The sequence below is a fragment of the Fluctibacter halophilus genome, assembly GCF_020687825.1.
Taxonomy (GTDB): domain Bacteria; phylum Pseudomonadota; class Gammaproteobacteria; order Enterobacterales; family Alteromonadaceae; genus Fluctibacter; species Fluctibacter halophilus.
On record NZ_JAJEWP010000002.1, the window covers coordinates 52,446 to 70,568 of the forward strand.

The 18,123-nt window shown below is 52.5% G+C and carries 13 protein-coding genes; 5 read left to right on the forward strand and 8 right to left on the reverse strand.

Features of this window, described 5'->3' with window-relative positions:
- Positions 1-162 precede the first annotated feature (162 nt).
- Positions 163-3,345, reverse strand: coding sequence for an efflux RND transporter permease subunit (locus LJ739_RS09005; RefSeq protein WP_229160673.1), 3,183 nt, complete (start codon positions 3,343-3,345; stop codon positions 163-165).
- Position 3,346: 1 nt separating this feature from the next.
- Positions 3,347-4,594, reverse strand: a complete 1,248-nt coding sequence (locus LJ739_RS09010; protein ID WP_229159591.1) for an efflux RND transporter periplasmic adaptor subunit — start codon at positions 4,592-4,594, stop codon at positions 3,347-3,349.
- A 123-nt stretch (positions 4,595-4,717) separates the two neighbouring features.
- Here LJ739_RS09010 and LJ739_RS09015 point away from each other — a divergent pair, with 123 nt between their 5' ends.
- The 3 genes from LJ739_RS09015 (at position 4,718) to LJ739_RS09025 (ending at position 7,935) form a co-directional block, all read left to right on the forward strand.
- Positions 4,718-5,737: a LysR family transcriptional regulator gene (locus LJ739_RS09015; protein WP_229159594.1), complete on the forward strand. Its 1,020-nt coding sequence runs from the start codon at positions 4,718-4,720 to the stop codon at positions 5,735-5,737.
- A 94-nt stretch (positions 5,738-5,831) separates the two neighbouring features.
- Complete coding sequence (locus LJ739_RS09020) at positions 5,832-6,995, forward strand: tetratricopeptide repeat protein (protein WP_229159596.1); 1,164 nt, start codon at positions 5,832-5,834, stop codon at positions 6,993-6,995.
- Entirely contained in the window at positions 6,982-7,935 is a 954-nt protein-coding gene (locus LJ739_RS09025; RefSeq protein ID WP_229159599.1) for a M20/M25/M40 family metallo-hydrolase, read from the forward strand. The genes LJ739_RS09020 and LJ739_RS09025 overlap by 14 nt, the downstream gene beginning before the upstream one ends.
- A gap of 58 nt (positions 7,936-7,993) precedes the next feature.
- Here LJ739_RS09025 and LJ739_RS09030 read toward each other — a convergent pair whose 3' ends face one another.
- The 5 genes from LJ739_RS09030 to LJ739_RS09050 all read right to left on the reverse strand — a co-directional run bounded on the left by LJ739_RS09030 (position 7,994) and on the right by LJ739_RS09050 (position 12,847).
- On the reverse strand, positions 7,994-8,833 hold the full coding sequence (locus LJ739_RS09030) for an isopenicillin N synthase family dioxygenase (RefSeq protein ID WP_229159601.1): 840 nt from the start codon (positions 8,831-8,833) through the stop codon (positions 7,994-7,996).
- Positions 8,834-8,940: 107 nt separating this feature from the next.
- Positions 8,941-10,149, reverse strand: a complete 1,209-nt coding sequence (locus tag LJ739_RS09035) for a NupC/NupG family nucleoside CNT transporter (RefSeq protein ID WP_229159603.1) — start codon at positions 10,147-10,149, stop codon at positions 8,941-8,943.
- Between the two features lie 36 nt (positions 10,150-10,185).
- Entirely contained in the window at positions 10,186-10,803 is a 618-nt protein-coding gene (udk, locus tag LJ739_RS09040; RefSeq protein WP_229159605.1) for a uridine kinase, read from the reverse strand.
- 215 nt (positions 10,804-11,018) lie between these two features.
- Entirely contained in the window at positions 11,019-11,954 is a 936-nt protein-coding gene (locus LJ739_RS09045; RefSeq protein WP_229159607.1) for a hypothetical protein, read from the reverse strand.
- The gene (locus LJ739_RS09050) at positions 11,951-12,847 is read right to left on the reverse strand and encodes a PhnD/SsuA/transferrin family substrate-binding protein (protein WP_229159615.1); all 897 of its coding nucleotides are present in this window, start codon (positions 12,845-12,847) and stop codon (positions 11,951-11,953) included. The genes LJ739_RS09045 and LJ739_RS09050 overlap by 4 nt, the downstream gene beginning before the upstream one ends.
- Positions 12,848-13,215: 368 nt before the next feature.
- On the opposite strand from LJ739_RS09050, the gene LJ739_RS09055 reads away from it, so the two are divergent.
- Both LJ739_RS09055 and LJ739_RS09060 read left to right on the forward strand, forming a co-directional pair.
- Positions 13,216-16,314, forward strand: coding sequence for a TonB-dependent receptor (locus tag LJ739_RS09055; protein ID WP_229159617.1), 3,099 nt, complete (start codon positions 13,216-13,218; stop codon positions 16,312-16,314).
- 76 nt (positions 16,315-16,390) lie between these two features.
- Positions 16,391-17,560, forward strand: coding sequence for an endonuclease/exonuclease/phosphatase family protein (locus tag LJ739_RS09060; protein ID WP_229159619.1), 1,170 nt, complete (start codon positions 16,391-16,393; stop codon positions 17,558-17,560).
- On the opposite strand, the gene argR is transcribed toward LJ739_RS09060, so the two are convergent.
- Positions 17,557-18,021, reverse strand: a complete 465-nt coding sequence (gene argR, locus LJ739_RS09065; protein ID WP_229159622.1) for a transcriptional regulator ArgR — start codon at positions 18,019-18,021, stop codon at positions 17,557-17,559. The genes LJ739_RS09060 and argR overlap by 4 nt on opposite strands.
- Between the last annotated feature and the right edge of the window lie 102 nt (positions 18,022-18,123).

An 18,123-nucleotide genomic window follows, 5' to 3' on the forward strand; every position in this document is an offset into this window, starting at 1 on the left:
AGCGCCGGAGAAGAAAAATACTCGTAAATAAGGCCTGATATTCGGCCATAAAAAAGAGGCAAGACCATGATCACCCGTGGTTGAGGAGTCGGGGTGAACGATGGCTTGCCTCACAAGACCCGCGCGCAGGAGATGGTCTGTACGCGGGGGACACGCTAACGGTTACGCGGCATGTTGCTGCTGGGCATCTTCGTCACTGCGCAGCGGCACCGCCTCTTGTTTGGCCGCACGACGGCGCACAAGGTGATAGAACAGGGGCGTTAACACCAATCCGAATACGGTGACGCCAATCATGCCCGAGAACACCGCGACACCCATGGCCTGACGCATCTCAGCACCGGCGCCGGTGGACAGCACCATCGGCACTACACCCATGATGAAGGCAAAGGATGTCATCAGAATTGGGCGCAATCGCAATCGCGCCGCTTCGGTCAGTGCCTGCATCAACGACAGCCCTTGCTGCTCCTTCTCTTTGGCGAACTCGACAATCAGAATGGCGTTTTTGGTCGCCAGAGCAACCAGCACAATAAAGCCTATTTGAGTAAATATGTTGTTGTCACCACCGGACAGGATAACGCCCGTCATGGCTGATAGCAGCGTCATCGGCACAATCAGAATGATGGCCAGCGGCAGGCTCAGGCTTTCATACTGAGCTGCCAGTACCAGGAACACCAGCAAGACCACTAAAGGGAAAATCAGCATGGTAGTGTTGCCTGCCAGGATTTGCTGGTAAGTCAGGTCGGTCCATTCATAGGTCATGCCCACCGGCAGGGTTTCTTCAAGGATTTTGGCGATGGCGGCCTGTGCTTCACCAGAGCTGAAGCCCGGCGCTGGCGCACCATTGATTTCTGCTGTGGTGTAACCGTTGTAGTGCATTACCCGGTCGGGACCGGCACTGTGGGATACACTCACGAACGAGCCCAGCGGGATCATGTCACCCTGGTTGTTGCGCACTTTCAACTGGCTGATTTGCTCAGGTTCCTGACGGAAGTGCTCAGCAGCCTGGATATTGACCTGATAGGTACGGCCAAATTGGTTGAAATCGTTGACGTACAACGACCCCAGGTAAACCTGCAAGGTGTTAAAAATCTCGCTGACTGACACGCCCTGGGTCATGGCTTTTTCGCGGTCGATGCTGACATCCAGTTGCGGCACGTTAACCTGATAGCTGGAAAAAATGCCGGTCAATTCCGGGGTCTGCCAGGCTTTGTACAACACTTGCTGGGTTACTTTGTACAATTCCTCATAGCCAAGGTTGGCACGATCCTGAATTTGCAGTTTGAAACCGCCGATGGTCCCCATTCCCTGTACCGGTGGCGGTGGGAAGATGGCGATGAAGGCATCCTGGATCTGACCAAATTGGGCACCCAGGCTACCGGCGATTGCATTGGCGCTGAGTTCTGGGCTCTGACGCTTGTCAAAGTCTTCCAGCGATACAAATACAATGCCGCTGGAAGGACTGTTGGTAAAACCATTGATGTTGAGGCCCGGAAATGCCACCGCTGATTTCACACCAGGGTGCGCCATGGCAAGCTCGCTCATCTGACGAATCACGTCTTCGGTGCGGTCCAGGGAGGCGGCATCCGGCAACTGGGCAAAAGACACCAGGTATTGCTTGTCCTGAGAAGGCACATAGCCGGTCGGCGTGGTAGTGAACTGACCGTAAGTCAGTGCCAGCAGGCCGGCGTACAGCACCAACATAACCCCACCGGCACGCACAACCTTGGTGACCATAAAGCCGTAGGCCTTTTCACCCCGTTTAAACAAACGGTTGAAAGGGGCAAACAACCAGCGACCGAACAGGGCGTTCATGCCGCGACTCAGTGCATCGGTATGGGCGGATTTGTCTTTCAGCAACAGTGCCGACAGGGCAGGGCTGAGGGTCAATGAGTTTATTGCCGAGATCACCGTAGAAATGGTGATGGTCAAGGCAAACTGTTTATAAAACTGTCCGGTAAGACCTGACATGAAGGCCGTCGGGACAAAGACCGCCGCCAGCACCAGTGTGGTGGCAATGATCGGTCCGGTGACTTCGGTCATGGCTTTCTGGGTAGCTTTGATGGGAGGCAAACCCTCTTCGATGTTACGCTCAACGTTTTCCACCACCACAATGGCGTCATCCACCACGATGCCGATGGCCAATACCAGACCAAACAAGCTCAACGCGTTCAATGAAAAGCCCATCAGGTGCATGATGGCAAAGGTGCCCACCAGTGAAACCGGCACCGCCACCAAGGGGATAATTGATGCGCGCCAGGTTTGCAGGAACAACACCACCACAAACACCACCAATAAAATCGCTTCCAGCAGGGTTTTTACCACCGCTTCAATGGAGCCGCGCACGAACACCGTAGGGTCGTAGACAATCCGATAATCGATGCCCGCCGGGAAGTACTCTTTCAGCTCAGCCATCTTGGCGCGCACATTGTCAGAGATTTCAATCGCGTTAGAGCCTGGCGCCTGGAAAATTGGCAGGGCCACAGCGGTCTGGTTGTCGAGCAGAGAACGCAAGGCATAGAAATCTGCGCCCAGTTCTACCCGGGCGATGTCGGACAGGTGCACTACCTCGCCATTGGTGCCCACTTTGACGATGATGGCTTTGAACTCTTCCACCGAAGTGAGCCGGCCTTTGACGTTGATCAGCAACTGAAAATCGCTGTCACCGATCGGCTGGGCACCCAGACTACCTGCGGCAGCCTGTTGATTCTGTTCACGGATGGCGTTTACCACGTCCGAGGTCGTCAGGTTAAGCGCAGCAACTTTCTGGGGATCCAGCCAGATGCGCATGCTGTATTCGCCAGCACCAAAGGCGCGTACATCACCAATACCGTCAATTGCAGCAAGTTCGTCTTTGACGTACAGGTGCGCGTAATTTGACAGATACAACATGTCATATTGGTCGTTCGGTGAGATCAGGTGAACCACCATGGTCAGGTCCGGTGACGATTTTTCAGTCACCACACCCAAACGTTGTACTTCCTGAGGCAGGCGCGGCAGGGCACGGTCGACCCGGTTTTGTACCAGTGTCTGTGCGCGGTCTACATCGGTGCCGATGGCAAAGGTTACGGTCAAAGACAAGCGGCCGTCAGACGTGGCCTGCGAGGACATGTACAACATGTCTTCGGTGCCTTTGAGCTCCTGCTCAAGAGGGGTGGCAACGGTCTCTGCAATGACTTTGGGGTTGGCGCCCGGATAGGAAGCACTGACCACCACGGTGGGCGGCACTACTTCGGGGTATTCTGTGACAGGCAACTGCCACACTGCCAGTGCGCCGGCGATGAAAATCATCAGGCTCAGTACGCTGGCAAAAATGGGACGGTGGATAAAGAATCGGGAGATGTTCATCTTAGCCCCCTGTTCCCGGTTGTTGCGACTGGGCTTGCGCTGTGGTGCTGACATCGGTACGTTGCGCGTCCAGAATCGCTTGCTCAGCATGCAGCGCCGCAAGGGTTTGTTCCGACGTCATATCCACCGGATTGGCCGTGATCGGCGTGCCTGGGCGCACCCGCTGCAGCCCGTTGACGACAATGGTGTCACCGGCGTTAAGTCCGGATTCGATAATGCGTAGCCCGTGGACTTTCTCGCCCAGGGTTACCGCCCGATACTGCACCGTGTTGCTGTCGTCCACAACGAGCACAAACTTATTGTTCAGATCGGTGCCAATGGCGCGCTCATTGATCAGGATGCCGGTGTAGCTGGCGCTGCCAGTCACCCGTAGACGGGCAAACAGGCCTGGCAACAACTGACCGTCCTGATTGTTAAATACGGCACGCACACGGATGGTACCGGTCTGGGGGTTGACCCGGTTGTCGATGAAATCAATGTTGCCCTGATAAGGATAATCCTGGTTGTTGACCAGTCCCATAAACACGGTACTGGCGCCATCACGGAGGTCGTCGTGTTGGGCGGCTTTGGCCAGTTCGGCATATTTCAGATAGCTGGCTTCATCGGCATCGAAGTAAGCGTACACTTCGTCTGTGGACACAATAGTGGTCAGCACAGTGTCGCCCGCAGTGACATAATTTCCTTGCGTTACAATGGCCCGTGAAACTCGACCACTGATGGGCGCTTTGACATGGGTGTAGCTGAGGTTCAGCTTGGCAATGTCCAGTTGTGCCTGCAGCGCACTGACACTGGCTTTGGCTTGCTCGCGGCGGGATGCCCGTGCATCTAGCGTCTCGGTGGCAATGGCATTGGTTTTTGCCAGGGTGACGGCCCGTTCATGGTCGCGCTTGGCCAGTGCCAGCTCACTTTCAGCGCGAGCCAAATCGGCTTCCAGGCGCTTGACCTGGGCTTTGAACGGACGATTGTCAATGAAGAACAGTGGCTCTCCTTGCTTGACCAGCGCACCTTCCTCGAAATTGGTGAAGTCGATGTAGCCGGATACGCGGGGACGTAATTCAACAGTCTGTGGGGCTTGCAAACGGCCGGTGTAGCTGTCCCATTCGGTCAGCCGCTCTTCGATCACGGTGGCAACATCGACAGTCGGTGCAGACTGCGGTGCCTGCTGAACCTGCGACTCGCTTTCACAGGCAGAGAGTGTCAGCAGGCCGACACTGATAATAAATACTGAAAAAAGATGACGGGATTTCATCTTGGGCTCCTCAACGCTTTTTGATGGAGCGCATTATGGACTTGTCAATAACATAAAAAAAATTATTATTTAGTATGCTATATATTTTATAATGTGATGTATTGCGTCTTTGTGGAGATCCCAATGCGACCCCAGGAACTGAACTTACTCATGGTGTTTGATGCCATCATGACAGAACGCTCGATAACCCGGGCTGCCGATCGTCTGGCGATGACCCAGCCGGCAGTATCCAACGCCGTCAGCCGTATGCGCACGGCCTGGAAGGATGACTTGTTTGTGAAGGACGGGCGCAATATTAAACCGACGGTGTATGCGCAAAACCTCTGGAGTCAGGTGCGCGAACCTTTGATGAGCCTGACCGATGCCATCGATCCACAGCAGTTCGATCCGGGTTCTGCGCGACGTACTTTCCGCATTGCGGTGGCCGATGTGGTGGTGGACATGGCGTGGTCATCGATGCGTCAACTGATTGAACGAGATGCACCAGGCATCAACCTGTATGCCATTCCGTATACCATTGCGGGCGGCGATCAAATGTTGGAAGAGGCAGAAGTTGATCTCGTGATTGGTGCGTCCAGCGTCCTGTCGCCGTCGTTCAGAAATGATTACCTTCTCACGCCGATCTATGTGTGTGCGATGCGCCCGGAACATATGTTGGCCAAGGAGAATCTGTCGCTGGAGGAGTTTGTTGCTGCCGACCACCTGTTGGTTTCATTGTCCGGTGACACGACCGGTTACACGGATCAGGCGCTGCTGGAATATGGACTAAAACGCCGTATTGCATGCACCGTTAATCACTTTTCCGCTGTGCCGAAGCTGTTGCTCAACAGCAACCTGATTTCGGTGGTACCGATTTCCGGTATTTCCCAAGCGCTGGTGTCAGGTGAATTGGCTGCCACCAAGCCGCCGGTAGACATTACCGGGCAGCAGATTGGCATGGTCTGGCACAAACGTCAGGACAATGACGCGGGCCTGTTGTGGCTGCGTCAGCATCTGAAGCGCATTATCACCCATGAAATGCAAACGCTGACTGCCCAGGTACTCAATCGCTTGTGCAAGAACAAAGGTCCTGATTGCGCGAATGCAGCTAACGCGATGTCTTCGATTACCCAAGGGATAAAAAAATCCACCCGGGTTGAATGATTTTTCATGGTTAAGCGGTCTGTTTAATGGGATAAACGGGGTGGTCGAACCGCCCCCCAGCGACTATCTTTAAAGAAGGTTGCAGGAGATCGTCATGAAGTTGTTCACTGTAGTACTGGCCCTCGTTTGGCTTGCAGGATGCGCCTCAACCAGACAGGAGTTCACGGTAAGCCCTTCTACCTTGCTCAATGATGCAGCATTCAGCGGCTATGAGCGGGTAAACATTGAGTCTGAAGCCGATGTGTTTGGCCTGGATGCTGAAGCTAAGGCCTTTGTTGCCAAAGCCATTAACCCCATGCATGACCCCACCGAGCAGATGGAAGATCTGGTGGAGGCCATCTTTGATCGCGCCGATTTAAACCTGTTGTACATGGGCGCGGCCAACACCACGGCGACCCAGACATTTCACAATCAGGCGGCCAATTGTCTGTCGTTATCGATCATGACCTACGCATTGGCCAAAGAGGCCGGTTTTGCGGTCAAGTTTCAGGACATAGAGATCCCAGAGTACTGGACCCGTCGGGATGGGTTTAGCCTCCTCAATGGGCACATTAACCTGCGTCTGATGCCTCAACATATTGGTAACGTCATTAACCTGCTGGAAACCGGCTACGAGGTCGATTTCGACCCACAAGCACCGCGCCAGCATTTTCCCAAGCGCCTGGTCGGCCGTGATACCGTGCTGGCGATGTTTTACAACAACAAAGGCGCTGACGCGCTGGTCAACGAAGACTATAAGCGTGCATACGCTTATTTTCGCGCTGCGGCATTGACCAAGCCGACATTCGATTCTGTATGGGTCAATCTGGCCATTTTGTACCGTATGACCGAGCATTATGGATTGTCGGAGAAAGCCTATGAAGTGGCCTTGAAACTTGATCCTGAAAACCTTACTGCGATGGAAAACCTGGCATTTCTGTATGCCAATACAGGTCGCCAGCAGCAGGCCGAAGAACTGGAAGCGGTGGTAGAACGCCGTCGCGTTAATAACCCGTTCTACCACTTTATTCTCGGTGAGCAGGCGTTCGATGAAGGTCAATTGGACGAAGCGTTATCACACTATCGTGATGCCTTGCGCCTGGATAAAAGCCGTCATGAAATCTATTTTGGCTTGGCCAAAACCTATTTTCAGATGGGCGATATCAGCCGTAGTGCCCGCTACTTCAAGCAAGCCAGTATGAAGGCCTTTACCGCTGAAGATCGCCACCGTTACAACGGTAAGCTTGATTTGTTGACCCAACGACATGCGTCGTTGTAGCGTCCTTGGGGCGGCGTTGCTGGCAGGACTGATAGCCCCAGCGACCTATGGCCGTTGCCTCAGCACTGAGTCTCTGGCGCCCCTTGACGCACAGGCGCCGTGGCAGGATTTGACCACCTTGGCCAGCCTGCCCATGGCGGGACGTAAGAACCAAACCCCGGGGGCGGAAAAAGCCCGACAGTATCTGCAGGAACGCTATGCGCAAATCGGCGTTAGTGCGTTTGAGCAACTGCCGGACTACCTCCAGTCGTTTTCCCATCAACTATTGCTCGGTGAGGTTTCTGGCACTAATGTGGTGGGCTACATACCGGGCCTTCAGCCGGCCAGTGGTTTTATTGTTGTAACCGCGCATTACGACCATCTGGGTACGAAAGGCAGCAAGGTCTATCGTGGCGCAGACGACAACGCATCGGGGGTCGCGGGGTTGTTGGCGCTGGCAACAGCGGCCGCCAAAGCACCATTGCAGCACAATGTGTTGTTGCTGGCGACGGATGCCGAGGAAAATGGCTTGTACGGCGCCCGAGCCTTTATTCAGCAGTCACCGGTGGACGCAGACCATTTGGTTGCCAATCTCAATCTGGACATGATCGCCCAAGGGGGTCATGACAATCGCTTGTATGTCTTCGGTCACCGACGTAATCGACAGTTTCGTGCGATGTTGGAGGAGCTGACGGTTCCCGAAGGATTGTGTCTGTCGACCATGGGGAAATCCCGTCGATTTGGCCGCTTTGAGCCGCGAGCCCCCGACTGGCGGCGGGCCAGTGACCACTATGAATTTGATAAAGCCGGGATCCCTTACCTGTATCTTGGTGTGGATGTGCACCCCGACTACCATACCCCTGAGGACGGGCCGGAGAACCTGTCGAAAAGCTTCTATCTGGATGCCGTGACGGCAGCATGGCAGGTGTTGGTGGGGATGGATAAGACGTTGTCACTGTAGCGTCCGGCAACATAAAAAAGGAGGCCTATGGCCTCCTTTTTCAGTGTAATGGGATGGTTTATACCACGCCAAGTTCGCGCAGACGCTCTTTAAGATAACTGTCTGCGGTATGGCGGTCCGACAGCACCACATCCGGGCGCGGATGCAAAAACAACGGCAGTGAAATCCGGGCGCGGGTCATATCGGCACCTTGTGGATTAATAACGCGGTGTGTGGTCGACGGGAAATAGCCGCCAGATGCTTCCTGCAACATATCGCCAATGTTGATGATCAGGTTGCCAAAATCGCTCGGTACATCCAGCCAATCGCCATCCTTACCTTTGACCTGTAAGCCAGGCTCGTTGGCGGCAGGCAAAATGGTCAGCAAGTTGATGTCCTCATGGGCAGCGGCACGAATAGCATCAGGCTCTTCGTCACCGGTCAGTGGCGGATAATGAAGAATGCGCAGCAACGTCTGCTCACTGTCTTTGATCATGTTGGACAATGGTTGACTGTAATGTTCAGCTACGTCGGCAGGGGAGTGCTTCTCAACCCAGCCTAACAACTCTTTGGCCAGCGTGATGGCATTCTCATAATACTCCACCAGTTCTTGTTTCAGTTCCGGCGGACACTTACCCCAAGGGTAAAAGTGGTAGTATTCTTTGATGTCTTTTTTCTTAAACCCCTTCGCCGTTTCAGAAACGGAGGTTGGGAAAAAGCCATCCTGAGTGTCTTTGTTGTACAGGTACTCGTTTTTCGTGTCACTGTTAAAAAACGCTTCCCAATGTTTGTAGATGGACTCAACCAATGACTGTTGAATGGGGTGATTTTTCAACACACCAAATCCGGTCGCCCGCAATGATTCAACAAACAGTTTGTCGGCATTGTCCGCGCGGTAATCAACGGCTTCTAATTTCATGCACTTTCCTTTCTTAATCGTGGTGAGAGTGAACCGGGTCCACTCGTACCGCTGTAGTGTCGTACAGTGCGCGCCGGGGTGTGATGATCCAAATCAAACTTGTCCTATCACAGGCTTACAAAAAGCCCGGCCAGCGCAGCACTCATCAGGTTGGACAGGGTTGCTGCCAACACTGCTTTTAAACCCAGTTGCGCAATCTCTTTGCGGCGAGAGGGGGCCATGGCACCGATCCCGCCCATCAGGATTGCAATCGAAGAGAAGTTGGCAAACCCACACAAGGCAAAAGTAATGATGGCTTGTGAATGTGCCGACAACGCTTCTTTATTCTGTACAAAGTCAAGGTAGGCCACGAACTCATTGACCACCATTTTCTGACCGATAAAGCTACCCGCCAGTTGCGCTTCTTGCCAGGGTACACCCAGCGCCCATGCCAGCGGCTGGAACAGGTAGCCAAGGATCAACTGAAAAGTCAGGTCTTCGAAGCCAAACAGCCCGCCAACCCAACCAATCAGACCATTGAGCATGGCGATCAAGGCAATAAAGGCCAGTAACATGGCACCAACGTTCAGTGCCAGTTGCATGCCTGATGCAGCACCGCTGGCTGCGGCGTCAAACACGTTGGCATACTTGTCTTCTTTCTCACCCAATTCGTCGAGTTCATTTTTAAATGAATCAGTCTCGGGCATGATAATTTTGGCCATCAGCAGGCCACCCGGCGCTGCCATAAAGCTGGCAGCAAGCAGGTATTTGATGTCTACGCCGAGCTGGGCGTAACCCACCATCACCGCGCCTGCTATTGATGACAGTCCGCCGACCATAACGGCAAACAGCTCGGAACGGGTCATCTGCGGTATGAAGGGGCGCACCACCAGGGGGGCTTCAGTCTGGCCTACAAAAATGTTGGCAGCGGCAGACATGGACTCAGGACGACTGGTTTTGAGCACCAGCTGCAAAAAGCCACCAATCAGACGAATGATCCAGGACATTATGCCGAGGTAGTACAGCACCGTAATCAACGACGAGAAAAATACGATCGCGGGCAGAACATTGAAGGCGAAGATAAAGCCCATCGACTTATTGCCCAGTGGACCGAAAATAAAGTCAATCCCTTCCTGGCCTTTGCTGAGAATCGCCTGAACACCCTGGGACAGTGTAAACAACAATTCTTTGCCCGCAGGGACATAGAGGATAAATGCGCCCAGCAGGGCCTGTATGGCGAACGCGCCTCCGACCGTGCGCCAGCGAATGGCGTGTCGTTTGGCCGACAATCCATAAGCGATGGCCAGAAGAAGCAGGATACCTAAGATGCTAAACATTGCCGTTCCTATACTGTTATTGTTATTGGCAACACATTACAGCAGTCGCTGTTTGATGTGTGATTTCAGCACGTCCAGTGCAATGTGGTTTTCGCCGCCTTGGGTGATGATCACATCAGCGGTAAACCGGCTCGGCGCAATAAATTGGTGATACATGGGTTTCACGGTCTCTTCATATTGCTTGGCCACAGACTCCAGTGTCCGGCCACGCTCTGCAATATCACGCATGATGCGCCGCAACAGACAAATATCCAGCGGCGTATCGACAAATATTTTCACGTTGTACATTGGCTGCAATTCGGGTGAAGCCAGCAACATGATCCCTTCCACAATGATGACCGGCGCAGATTCGAGGCGCTGGGTTTCCTTCATACGGGTGTGGGTTTTGTAGCAATAACTGGGGTAGTCGATTGCTTCACCGCGTTTCAGGGTTTCCAGGTGCTCGAGCAGTAGTTCATGTTCAAACGCCCGTGGATGGTCGTAATTATTTTTTTCCCGCTCTTCCATCGGTAAGTGATCCTGAGCGCGGTAATAATGATCTTCGCGCAGTACCTGCACAGACTTGCCTTCCTGGGCAAATTCTTTGAGCAGATTTTCGGTAAACAACGACTTACCTGAACCGGAGGCTCCGGCGATGGCAATGATTAATGGCATAGACTTGGTGCCCCAGTAACAAACAGGAAAAAATTCTGTGAAAGATACCAGTCCATGACCAAAAAGTCAGTTTTCACGACCAAATTTCATCGTTATTTGCCGATTGGTCAGGTTCAAACGCTCGCATCTGCGCTCAGATGGGGTAGGAGTCTAAGTTTTTTCTGACCATTTGGTCAAGAAATCTTTAGGGAAGTGTTAAAAAACTGTCAATCTGGCTAGCGTCCCAACACTTCAATACGACCCGGTTCGAGGTGCAACAACGCGTAATTGTGCATCTTGGAGCGGGAGCCTTCGCCTTGCGCTTTGGGCGGGTAAAAGGGGTCTTTTGCATCGGCTTGGTCCCGGAATACATCGTCCAGTGCCGAGCGGACTTCACTGAGGGTTTTGTCCAGGTTGGTGGCAAAGTCCGGGCGTTTGCGCTTGGTGTGGCCCAGCGCAATCAAACGGGAAAAGTACCGGTTGGCGAGTTGGATCAGGTCTTCCGGTACGTCACTGTTGTGCTTGAGATAGGCATCCGGATGCAGGCTGCAATACTCAACCAGCGCGGCATAAAAGCAGAAAGGCTTGTTGGACATCAGCACGGGCTGAGAGGTCTTGCCGTAAGACAAGGTTTTGTCATGCAGATTAATGATCAGCTTGCTGTCGTTGGCCACTGTGGTGTCCTGGGTCTTGCTCTTATGCCGCTGTCTTCTCAGTGACTGTCGGCTCCACAGGCTTTGCAGCAACAGTGTCGCCAACAACGCGGTGTAGGAGAATTGCTCCGCCAGCGTCTGTGGGGCTACTTCCAGTAACAGGCGGATGTTCTGATCACCCGTAGCGAGGTTGACAACCCTCGCTGTACCCGTCAATTCGCCGCGCGGAGGTATGCCCTGAATGCTACGCAAGGTGACGGGGGACTGCTTGTTGGCCAACTGGGCGTTAACCTGCTCGATATACTGCACTATGGACGCTTCGTGAGTGACCGTGCGTAACCGTGGATTGGCCAATTTCAGGCGTGGCAGATCCAGTGCAATACGCGTTTCTACCGCACCGATAGTCTGCTCAATCTTCTGTTCAAACGCATTATTGGCACTGATGCTATAGCACAGCTGAAACAGCCCCCATACCGCGATAAACCGTCCTACCTGCAAACCCAGCTTCATTTTTTTCACTGTGTGCTGACCTCGCCACTGTTGCGTTCAACACCTTTGCAACCTGTATCCATCATGATCAGGTTATGGTAGTACGTCGACGTGAATGCCGATGACAATGAGAGCAGTGTTTGCTGAACATCACAGGCCAGATCGGTGTTCTGGCGCTCCATACGCAAATACCACTTGCTGCCAGAAACGCCGGTTTTTATCGGCGTGATGTAGTTTCTGGAAAAACGTTGTTGGTCAGAGGCTTGCCAAAACGAGGAAATAATGTCGACTTCACCCGCCGCGAGCAGATCCCGCAGTGCTTCATGGGAGTTGGCATACACGATGTCGAGGCTGTCTTCTGACATGCCGAGATCGTGCAACATGCCTTTGGGAATGATGTGTCCCGAGCGACTGCTGGGGTAGTCCAACAGCCCGAGCCGTTTGCCCCACAGGTACTGCTTTTCAATCAACGGCTTTTCTTTCATTGAAATAAGGTAGGTGGCGTAGTCCTGATAATGGGCAATGACCCGGTATCCGTGGGTCGCCTCAGTGGCGAAAGCCTGCATGACGTTTTCTTTGACCAAAGCCAGATCGGCCAGACCTTTGCCAACATATTGAATGATTTCTTCTTCGTTGTGGCTCCAACGCACTTCAACTTCACCGAACTGGCGGTTAATCACCGGGCTCTTACAAAGATTCTGTAGCAGCGGAGATGCCATGCGCTGGTCGGTGATGAAGGCGACAAACACATCCTGGTTATTGGTTGCGCTGGTTTTACAGTGGCTTGACGCTGTAATAATGCTGTCTAATGTGGAAATTGCGGCTACATTATTATGTTGTCCCTGAAACCAGATGATCACTAACAATGGCAGCAGTAAGTAGCTGACATTAAAACGGATCATCGAAGGGGTAAAGCGCGCCATGGTGGTTCAATTCTTTTTTACTTATTGCCGGAATTTGACCACTTAGTCTTACTTAATGCAATAGGTAAGGTTACTGGAATGCCTTAAGTAGTTGAAAAATAAGTGATAAGAATAAATAAGTATGAATCTTTTTAAGTGCTTTTTATTTAACCACCGTTATTCACACTAATGGCGATAACGACAGGACTCAAGCTGGTGAGTTTTTACCCACTGCTTAGCGTTATCTGGAGACGCATCTCAGGGAATAGAGAACTGTTTGACGGCTAGACCAATTGGTCAGAAGTGGTCAAAATGTAAGCAGATGAGTAATAATACTGTAATAAACAAATAACAGAATACGTCCGCACTCATAACTTAGGAAAAGCACAATGCTAAAAAACACAAAACTGAATCGCATTGCGATGGCGGTGGCCTTGTCAGTTGGCATGTCGACTGCAGCAATGGCGCAGGAAACATCCTCTTCACTGAAAGGTGTTATCACCGGTCCCCAGGGTAACCCTGCACCTGGTACCGTCGTTACAATTACTCACGTACCTTCAGGCAGCGTAAAAACGGCGGTAGTTGGCGCATCTGGCCAGTTCTCCGCGAAAGGTCTGCGTGTAGGTGGTCCTTACTCTGTTAAGTTTGACTCCGACAAGTTTGCCGATACCACGGTAAATGACGTTTACCTGAACCTGGGCGAGCCTCTGGATCTGTCTCTGGCATTAGAGCAAATGCAAGACATCGAGAGCATCGTTGTTACTGCGTCTTCTGTCAGCACCTCTGTGTTCGGTGAAACCGGTCCTGCGACTAACTTCAGCCTGTCTGATCTGGAAAACGCACCGGCCATCAACCGTGACATCAACGATGTTATCCGTGCCGACCCTCGCGTCTACATTGACGAGAGCTTCAACAACGCTGTGCAGTGTGCCGGTGCAAGCCCTCGTTTCAACAGCCTGACCCTGGACGGCGTTCGCATGAACGACAACTTTGGTCTGAACAGCAACGGTTATCCTACCGAAGCAATGCCGTTCTCATACGATGCTATCGAGCAGGTCGCTGTTGAGCTGGCACCCTTTGATGTGCAATACGGTGGTTTTACCGCGTGTAACATCAACGCCGTTACTAAATCGGGTACCAACGAAATCCACGGCGGTCTGTTCTACGACTACTCCAGCGATTCTCTGAAAGGTGACACCGCTGATGGTGAGTTCCAGGACAACGGTGACTACACTGACAAGCGCTACGGTTTCCACGTTGGTTTCCCAATTCTGAAAGACACCCTGTTCTTCTTCGGTGCATACGAGAAAGCAGAAAGTGCAGAACTGTTTGAATACGATATCGGTGGCCGTATCAGCCAGGCCGACATCGATCGTGCGATTCAAATCGCTCGTGATAGCTACGGCTACGATGCGGGTGGTACACCAGGTTCTATGCCTGTTGAAGATGAAAAACTGTTGCTGAAACTGGACTGGAACATCAACGACGACCACCGTGCATCCTTGATGTACAACTGGAACGACGGTTTCAGCCTGAGCCAGTCTGACTCTGGCAGCGGCCGTACGTCTCTGTCTAACCACTTCTACGAGCGTGGCGCTGAAATCAAGTCGACTGTATTGTCTGTTTACTCTGACTGGACTGACGATTTCACCACTGAATTGCGTATCGGTAAGACTGACCTGGACAACCGTCAGACGTCTATCGATGCAGCTTCTGGTTTTGCCGAAGTACAAATCCGTACTGACGGTGGCGGCACCATCTACATCGGTCCCGATGACTCTCGTCAGTCAAATGACCTGAACTGGGACAACTTCACCATGAAGTTGGCCGGTACTTACTACGCAGATGAGCACACCATCACTGCAGGTATCGAGTACGAAAAACTGAACGTTTTCAACCTGTTCATGCAGCACACTGTGGGTGAATACCGTTTCAGTTCTCTGGATGATTTTGAAGCCGGTACACCTTCTCGCATTTACTACAACAACTCTGCAGGCACCAACAATCCTGCGGATGCCGGTGCGAGCTTCACCACCAAAATGTGGACCGCTTACGTTCAGGATGATTTCTACCTGACCGACGACATCCAGATGATGGTTGGTTTGCGTTATGACCGTTGGTCTACCAGCGATGAGCCTACGTTCAACCAGCAATTCCAGGACCGTTACGGTTTCTCCAACACCGGTACTGTTGACGGCATGGATCTGTTGCAACCTCGTGTAGGCTTCAACTGGTCTCTGGAAGATAACCTGGAACTGCGTGGTGGTTTTGGTCTGTACTCAGGCGGTAACCCGAATGTTTGGATTTCAAACGCCTACTCTAACGACGGTGTAACCAACATTGGTCTGCAAGACCGCTCTGGTGAATCACTGTTCAATAAAGTACTGACCGGTGCAGGTCGCCCGATTTACGACATTCCTCAGGCATTGTTTGACGCAGTTGCTGCTACGTCTCCATCAGATGGCGACGGTAGCGTAAACGCCACTGACCCTGATTTCGATGTACCTTCTGAGTGGAAGTTCAACATCGGTGCTACTTACGTTACCGAAGATGACTGGGTAATCCTGGCTGACATCCTGTACACCGACAAGCAGAACTCTGCCATCGTGTATGACCTGAGTGTTGAGCGTACCGGTGCAACTGCGCCTGACGGTCGTCCGATTTACGACAGCGTAGATGGTCGCTTCTCTGGTTCTGACCACCTGCTGACTAACGTGTCTGGCGGTGACGGTTCCAGCAAAGTGTTCTCATTGGCGGCTAACAAGTCGTTTGACAATGGTCTGGACGTGTCTGCTGCCTACGCATTCACCCGTGCGACTGACGTCAACCCAATGACCAGTGCTGTTGCGTTCTCTAACGCCGGTAATGTCGCGGTTGCGGATCAGCGCAACTACGGTGCTGCGACCTCTGACTACGAGATCCGTCACCGTATTACACTGAACCTGGGCTACAGCCACGAGTTCTTCGACGGTTACGCAACCCGCTTTAACCTGTTCGGTAACATCAGCGAAGGTAAGCCTGTTTCCTTCGTATACTCTGACAGCGGCGACATGTGGGAAGATCAAAGCGATTACCGCAGCCTGATCTACGTACCTCTGCTGGACGATCCAAACGTTGTTTGGGCTGATGGCGAAGCGGCATTCAATGATTTGGTTGAAGCTGAAGGCCTGACCCGTGGTGAAATCATGACCCGTAACTCTACCAGTGCTGACTGGTGGGTTAAGTTCGACCTGCGTGTTGAACAGGAACTGCCAGGCTTCATGGACGGCCATAAAGCCAGTGCGTTCTTCGTGGTTAAAAACCTGGGCAACCTGATCAATGACGAGTGGGGCATCATGCGCCAGGGTTCATTCGTAGGCGACGATATCATCGAAGCGTCTATTAATGATCAGGGTCAATACGTCTACAGCTACAATGGCTACGACCAAACCATCCAACGCGACGCTTCTTTGTGGGAAGTTCGCCTGGGTGTTAAATACAAGTTCTAAGTTTTACTTAGCTTGATTAAGATGAAAGCCGGCCTTGTGCCGGCTTTTTTGTTTTCCACTCAATGATGGAGTCAGTATGCGCTACGTGGGGTTATTGCTGATCATGATAAGTACGTTTCATAGCCAGGCTGCTATTCGTATTGCCACCTTCAATGTGAGCATGGAGGGGGATAACTACGTAAATCGCGGCATCGAGCCATCGGGAGAAGAGCTGAAGGTGGCTCTGGCCAGTGGCGATCACCCACAAATTCGCAACATTGCAGAGATCATCCAGCGGGTGCGACCAGACATTCTGCTATTGAATGAATTTGATTACATCGCCGAGCCCGAGCACGGCGTTGAAGCTTTTGTGAAACATTACCTCAACGCACCTCAACAGGGTGCGGAAGCGATTGATTACCCTTATTACTACGTCGCTCCGGTGAATACTGGCGTTGCGTCGGGCGTTGATCTGAGTGGGGATGGGCAGGTGGACTCAGTCGGTGACGATGCCTTTGGCTATGGCAAATATCCCGGCCAGTACGGTATGGTGCTGTTGAGTCGCTTTCCGATACAAACCGATGATGTGCGCACGTTCCAGCGCTTTTTGTGGAAAGACATGCCGGATAACCTGATGGTTGACGTTAAACATCCGGATGGCCGTCCCTGGTACAAGGATAGAGCACAAGCCGTTATGCGTTTGTCATCTAAGTCCCACTGGGATGTTCCGGTCAGTGTTAATGGCAAAACCCTGCATCTGCTGGCCAGTCACCCGACACCGCCGGTGTTCGACGGACCTGAGAATCGCAATGGCATGCGCAATCATGATGAAGTCCGCTTCTGGTTAGACTATCTGGACGGTAAAAACAGCGCGTATATCTATGACGACAACGGCCGCTCTGGTGGATTGTCGGACCCTGCGAGGTTCGTGATACTGGGGGATTTAAATGCCTCGGCCGAAGAGGGTGATGGTTTTAAAGGACCTATCCAGCAATTGTTGTCCCATCCGCTTGTCAATGCACAGCCGGTACCGACGAGCGACGGTGGACGTGAGCATCGCGCAGACAATCCCCATGGCGCCACCCATACCGCGGCGTTTGGTTTGCGGGTGGATTATGTGTTGCCCAGCAGCGCGGGGATGACGGTGACCAGCAGCGGTATTTTCTGGCCATCTAATGAGGCACCGCTGGCACGGCTGGTTCGGGACCGTGCGGCGTCTTCTGACCACCGCATGGTGTGGATCGATGTTACGTTAACGTCGGATTAGACGTTTTCAAACAGGGCTTCAACCCGTTGTAAGGTATCTTCGATCTTGGTCACATCTGCCGGAGCGATAAAGATGGTATCGTCACCGGCAATGGTACCCAATACACCGTCTTTCTGGCTCAGTGAGTCAAGCAAACGGGCGATCAACTGTGCTGCACCGGGACTGGTGCGGATGATGACCATGACATTGTTGTGAACAATGTCCAGCACCAGCTGTTTAAGCGGGCTTTTCGCCGTAGGCATACCCAGCTCCGGGGGCAAACAGTAGACCATGTCGCCACGGGCGTTGCGGGTGCGCACAGCGCCAAACTTACTCAGCATCCGTGAGACTTTGGATTGACTGATGTTGTCAAAACCCTGGCTTTTAAGGGCCTCCACGATTTCACCCTGGGAACCAAAGTTCTCTGCTTTGAGGATTTCTTTAAACGCTTTGATCAGTTGTTCTTGTTTATTGTTAGACATCGGATTCCTTCAGAAATACCGTATGTTCAGCTGTAGGGGCAGCTAAACCTGTTACTAGGGAAGCATTCTATGGCACTTATATTGCCACATTCGCTGTCGCTC

What these genes read in the sequence shown, in the direction of transcription:
- LJ739_RS09005 (WP_229160673.1), bottom strand. Translation starts at nt 3,345, where the DNA reads ATGAACATCTCCCGATTCTTTATCCACCGTCCCATTTTTGCCAGCGTA.
- LJ739_RS09010 (WP_229159591.1), bottom strand. Translation starts at nt 4,594, where the DNA reads ATGAAATCCCGTCATCTTTTTTCAGTATTTATTATCAGTGTCGGCCTG.
- LJ739_RS09015 (WP_229159594.1), top strand. Translation starts at nt 4,718, where the DNA reads ATGCGACCCCAGGAACTGAACTTACTCATGGTGTTTGATGCCATCATG.
- LJ739_RS09020 (WP_229159596.1), top strand. Translation starts at nt 5,832, where the DNA reads ATGAAGTTGTTCACTGTAGTACTGGCCCTCGTTTGGCTTGCAGGATGC.
- LJ739_RS09025 (WP_229159599.1), top strand. Translation starts at nt 6,982, where the DNA reads ATGCGTCGTTGTAGCGTCCTTGGGGCGGCGTTGCTGGCAGGACTGATA.
- LJ739_RS09030 (WP_229159601.1), bottom strand. Translation starts at nt 8,833, where the DNA reads ATGAAATTAGAAGCCGTTGATTACCGCGCGGACAATGCCGACAAACTG.
- LJ739_RS09035 (WP_229159603.1), bottom strand. Translation starts at nt 10,149, where the DNA reads ATGTTTAGCATCTTAGGTATCCTGCTTCTTCTGGCCATCGCTTATGGA.
- udk (WP_229159605.1), bottom strand. Translation starts at nt 10,803, where the DNA reads ATGCCATTAATCATTGCCATCGCCGGAGCCTCCGGTTCAGGTAAGTCG.
- LJ739_RS09050 (WP_229159615.1), bottom strand. Translation starts at nt 12,847, where the DNA reads ATGGCGCGCTTTACCCCTTCGATGATCCGTTTTAATGTCAGCTACTTA.
- LJ739_RS09055 (WP_229159617.1), top strand. Translation starts at nt 13,216, where the DNA reads ATGCTAAAAAACACAAAACTGAATCGCATTGCGATGGCGGTGGCCTTG.
- LJ739_RS09060 (WP_229159619.1), top strand. Translation starts at nt 16,391, where the DNA reads ATGCGCTACGTGGGGTTATTGCTGATCATGATAAGTACGTTTCATAGC.
- argR (WP_229159622.1), bottom strand. Translation starts at nt 18,021, where the DNA reads ATGTCTAACAATAAACAAGAACAACTGATCAAAGCGTTTAAAGAAATC.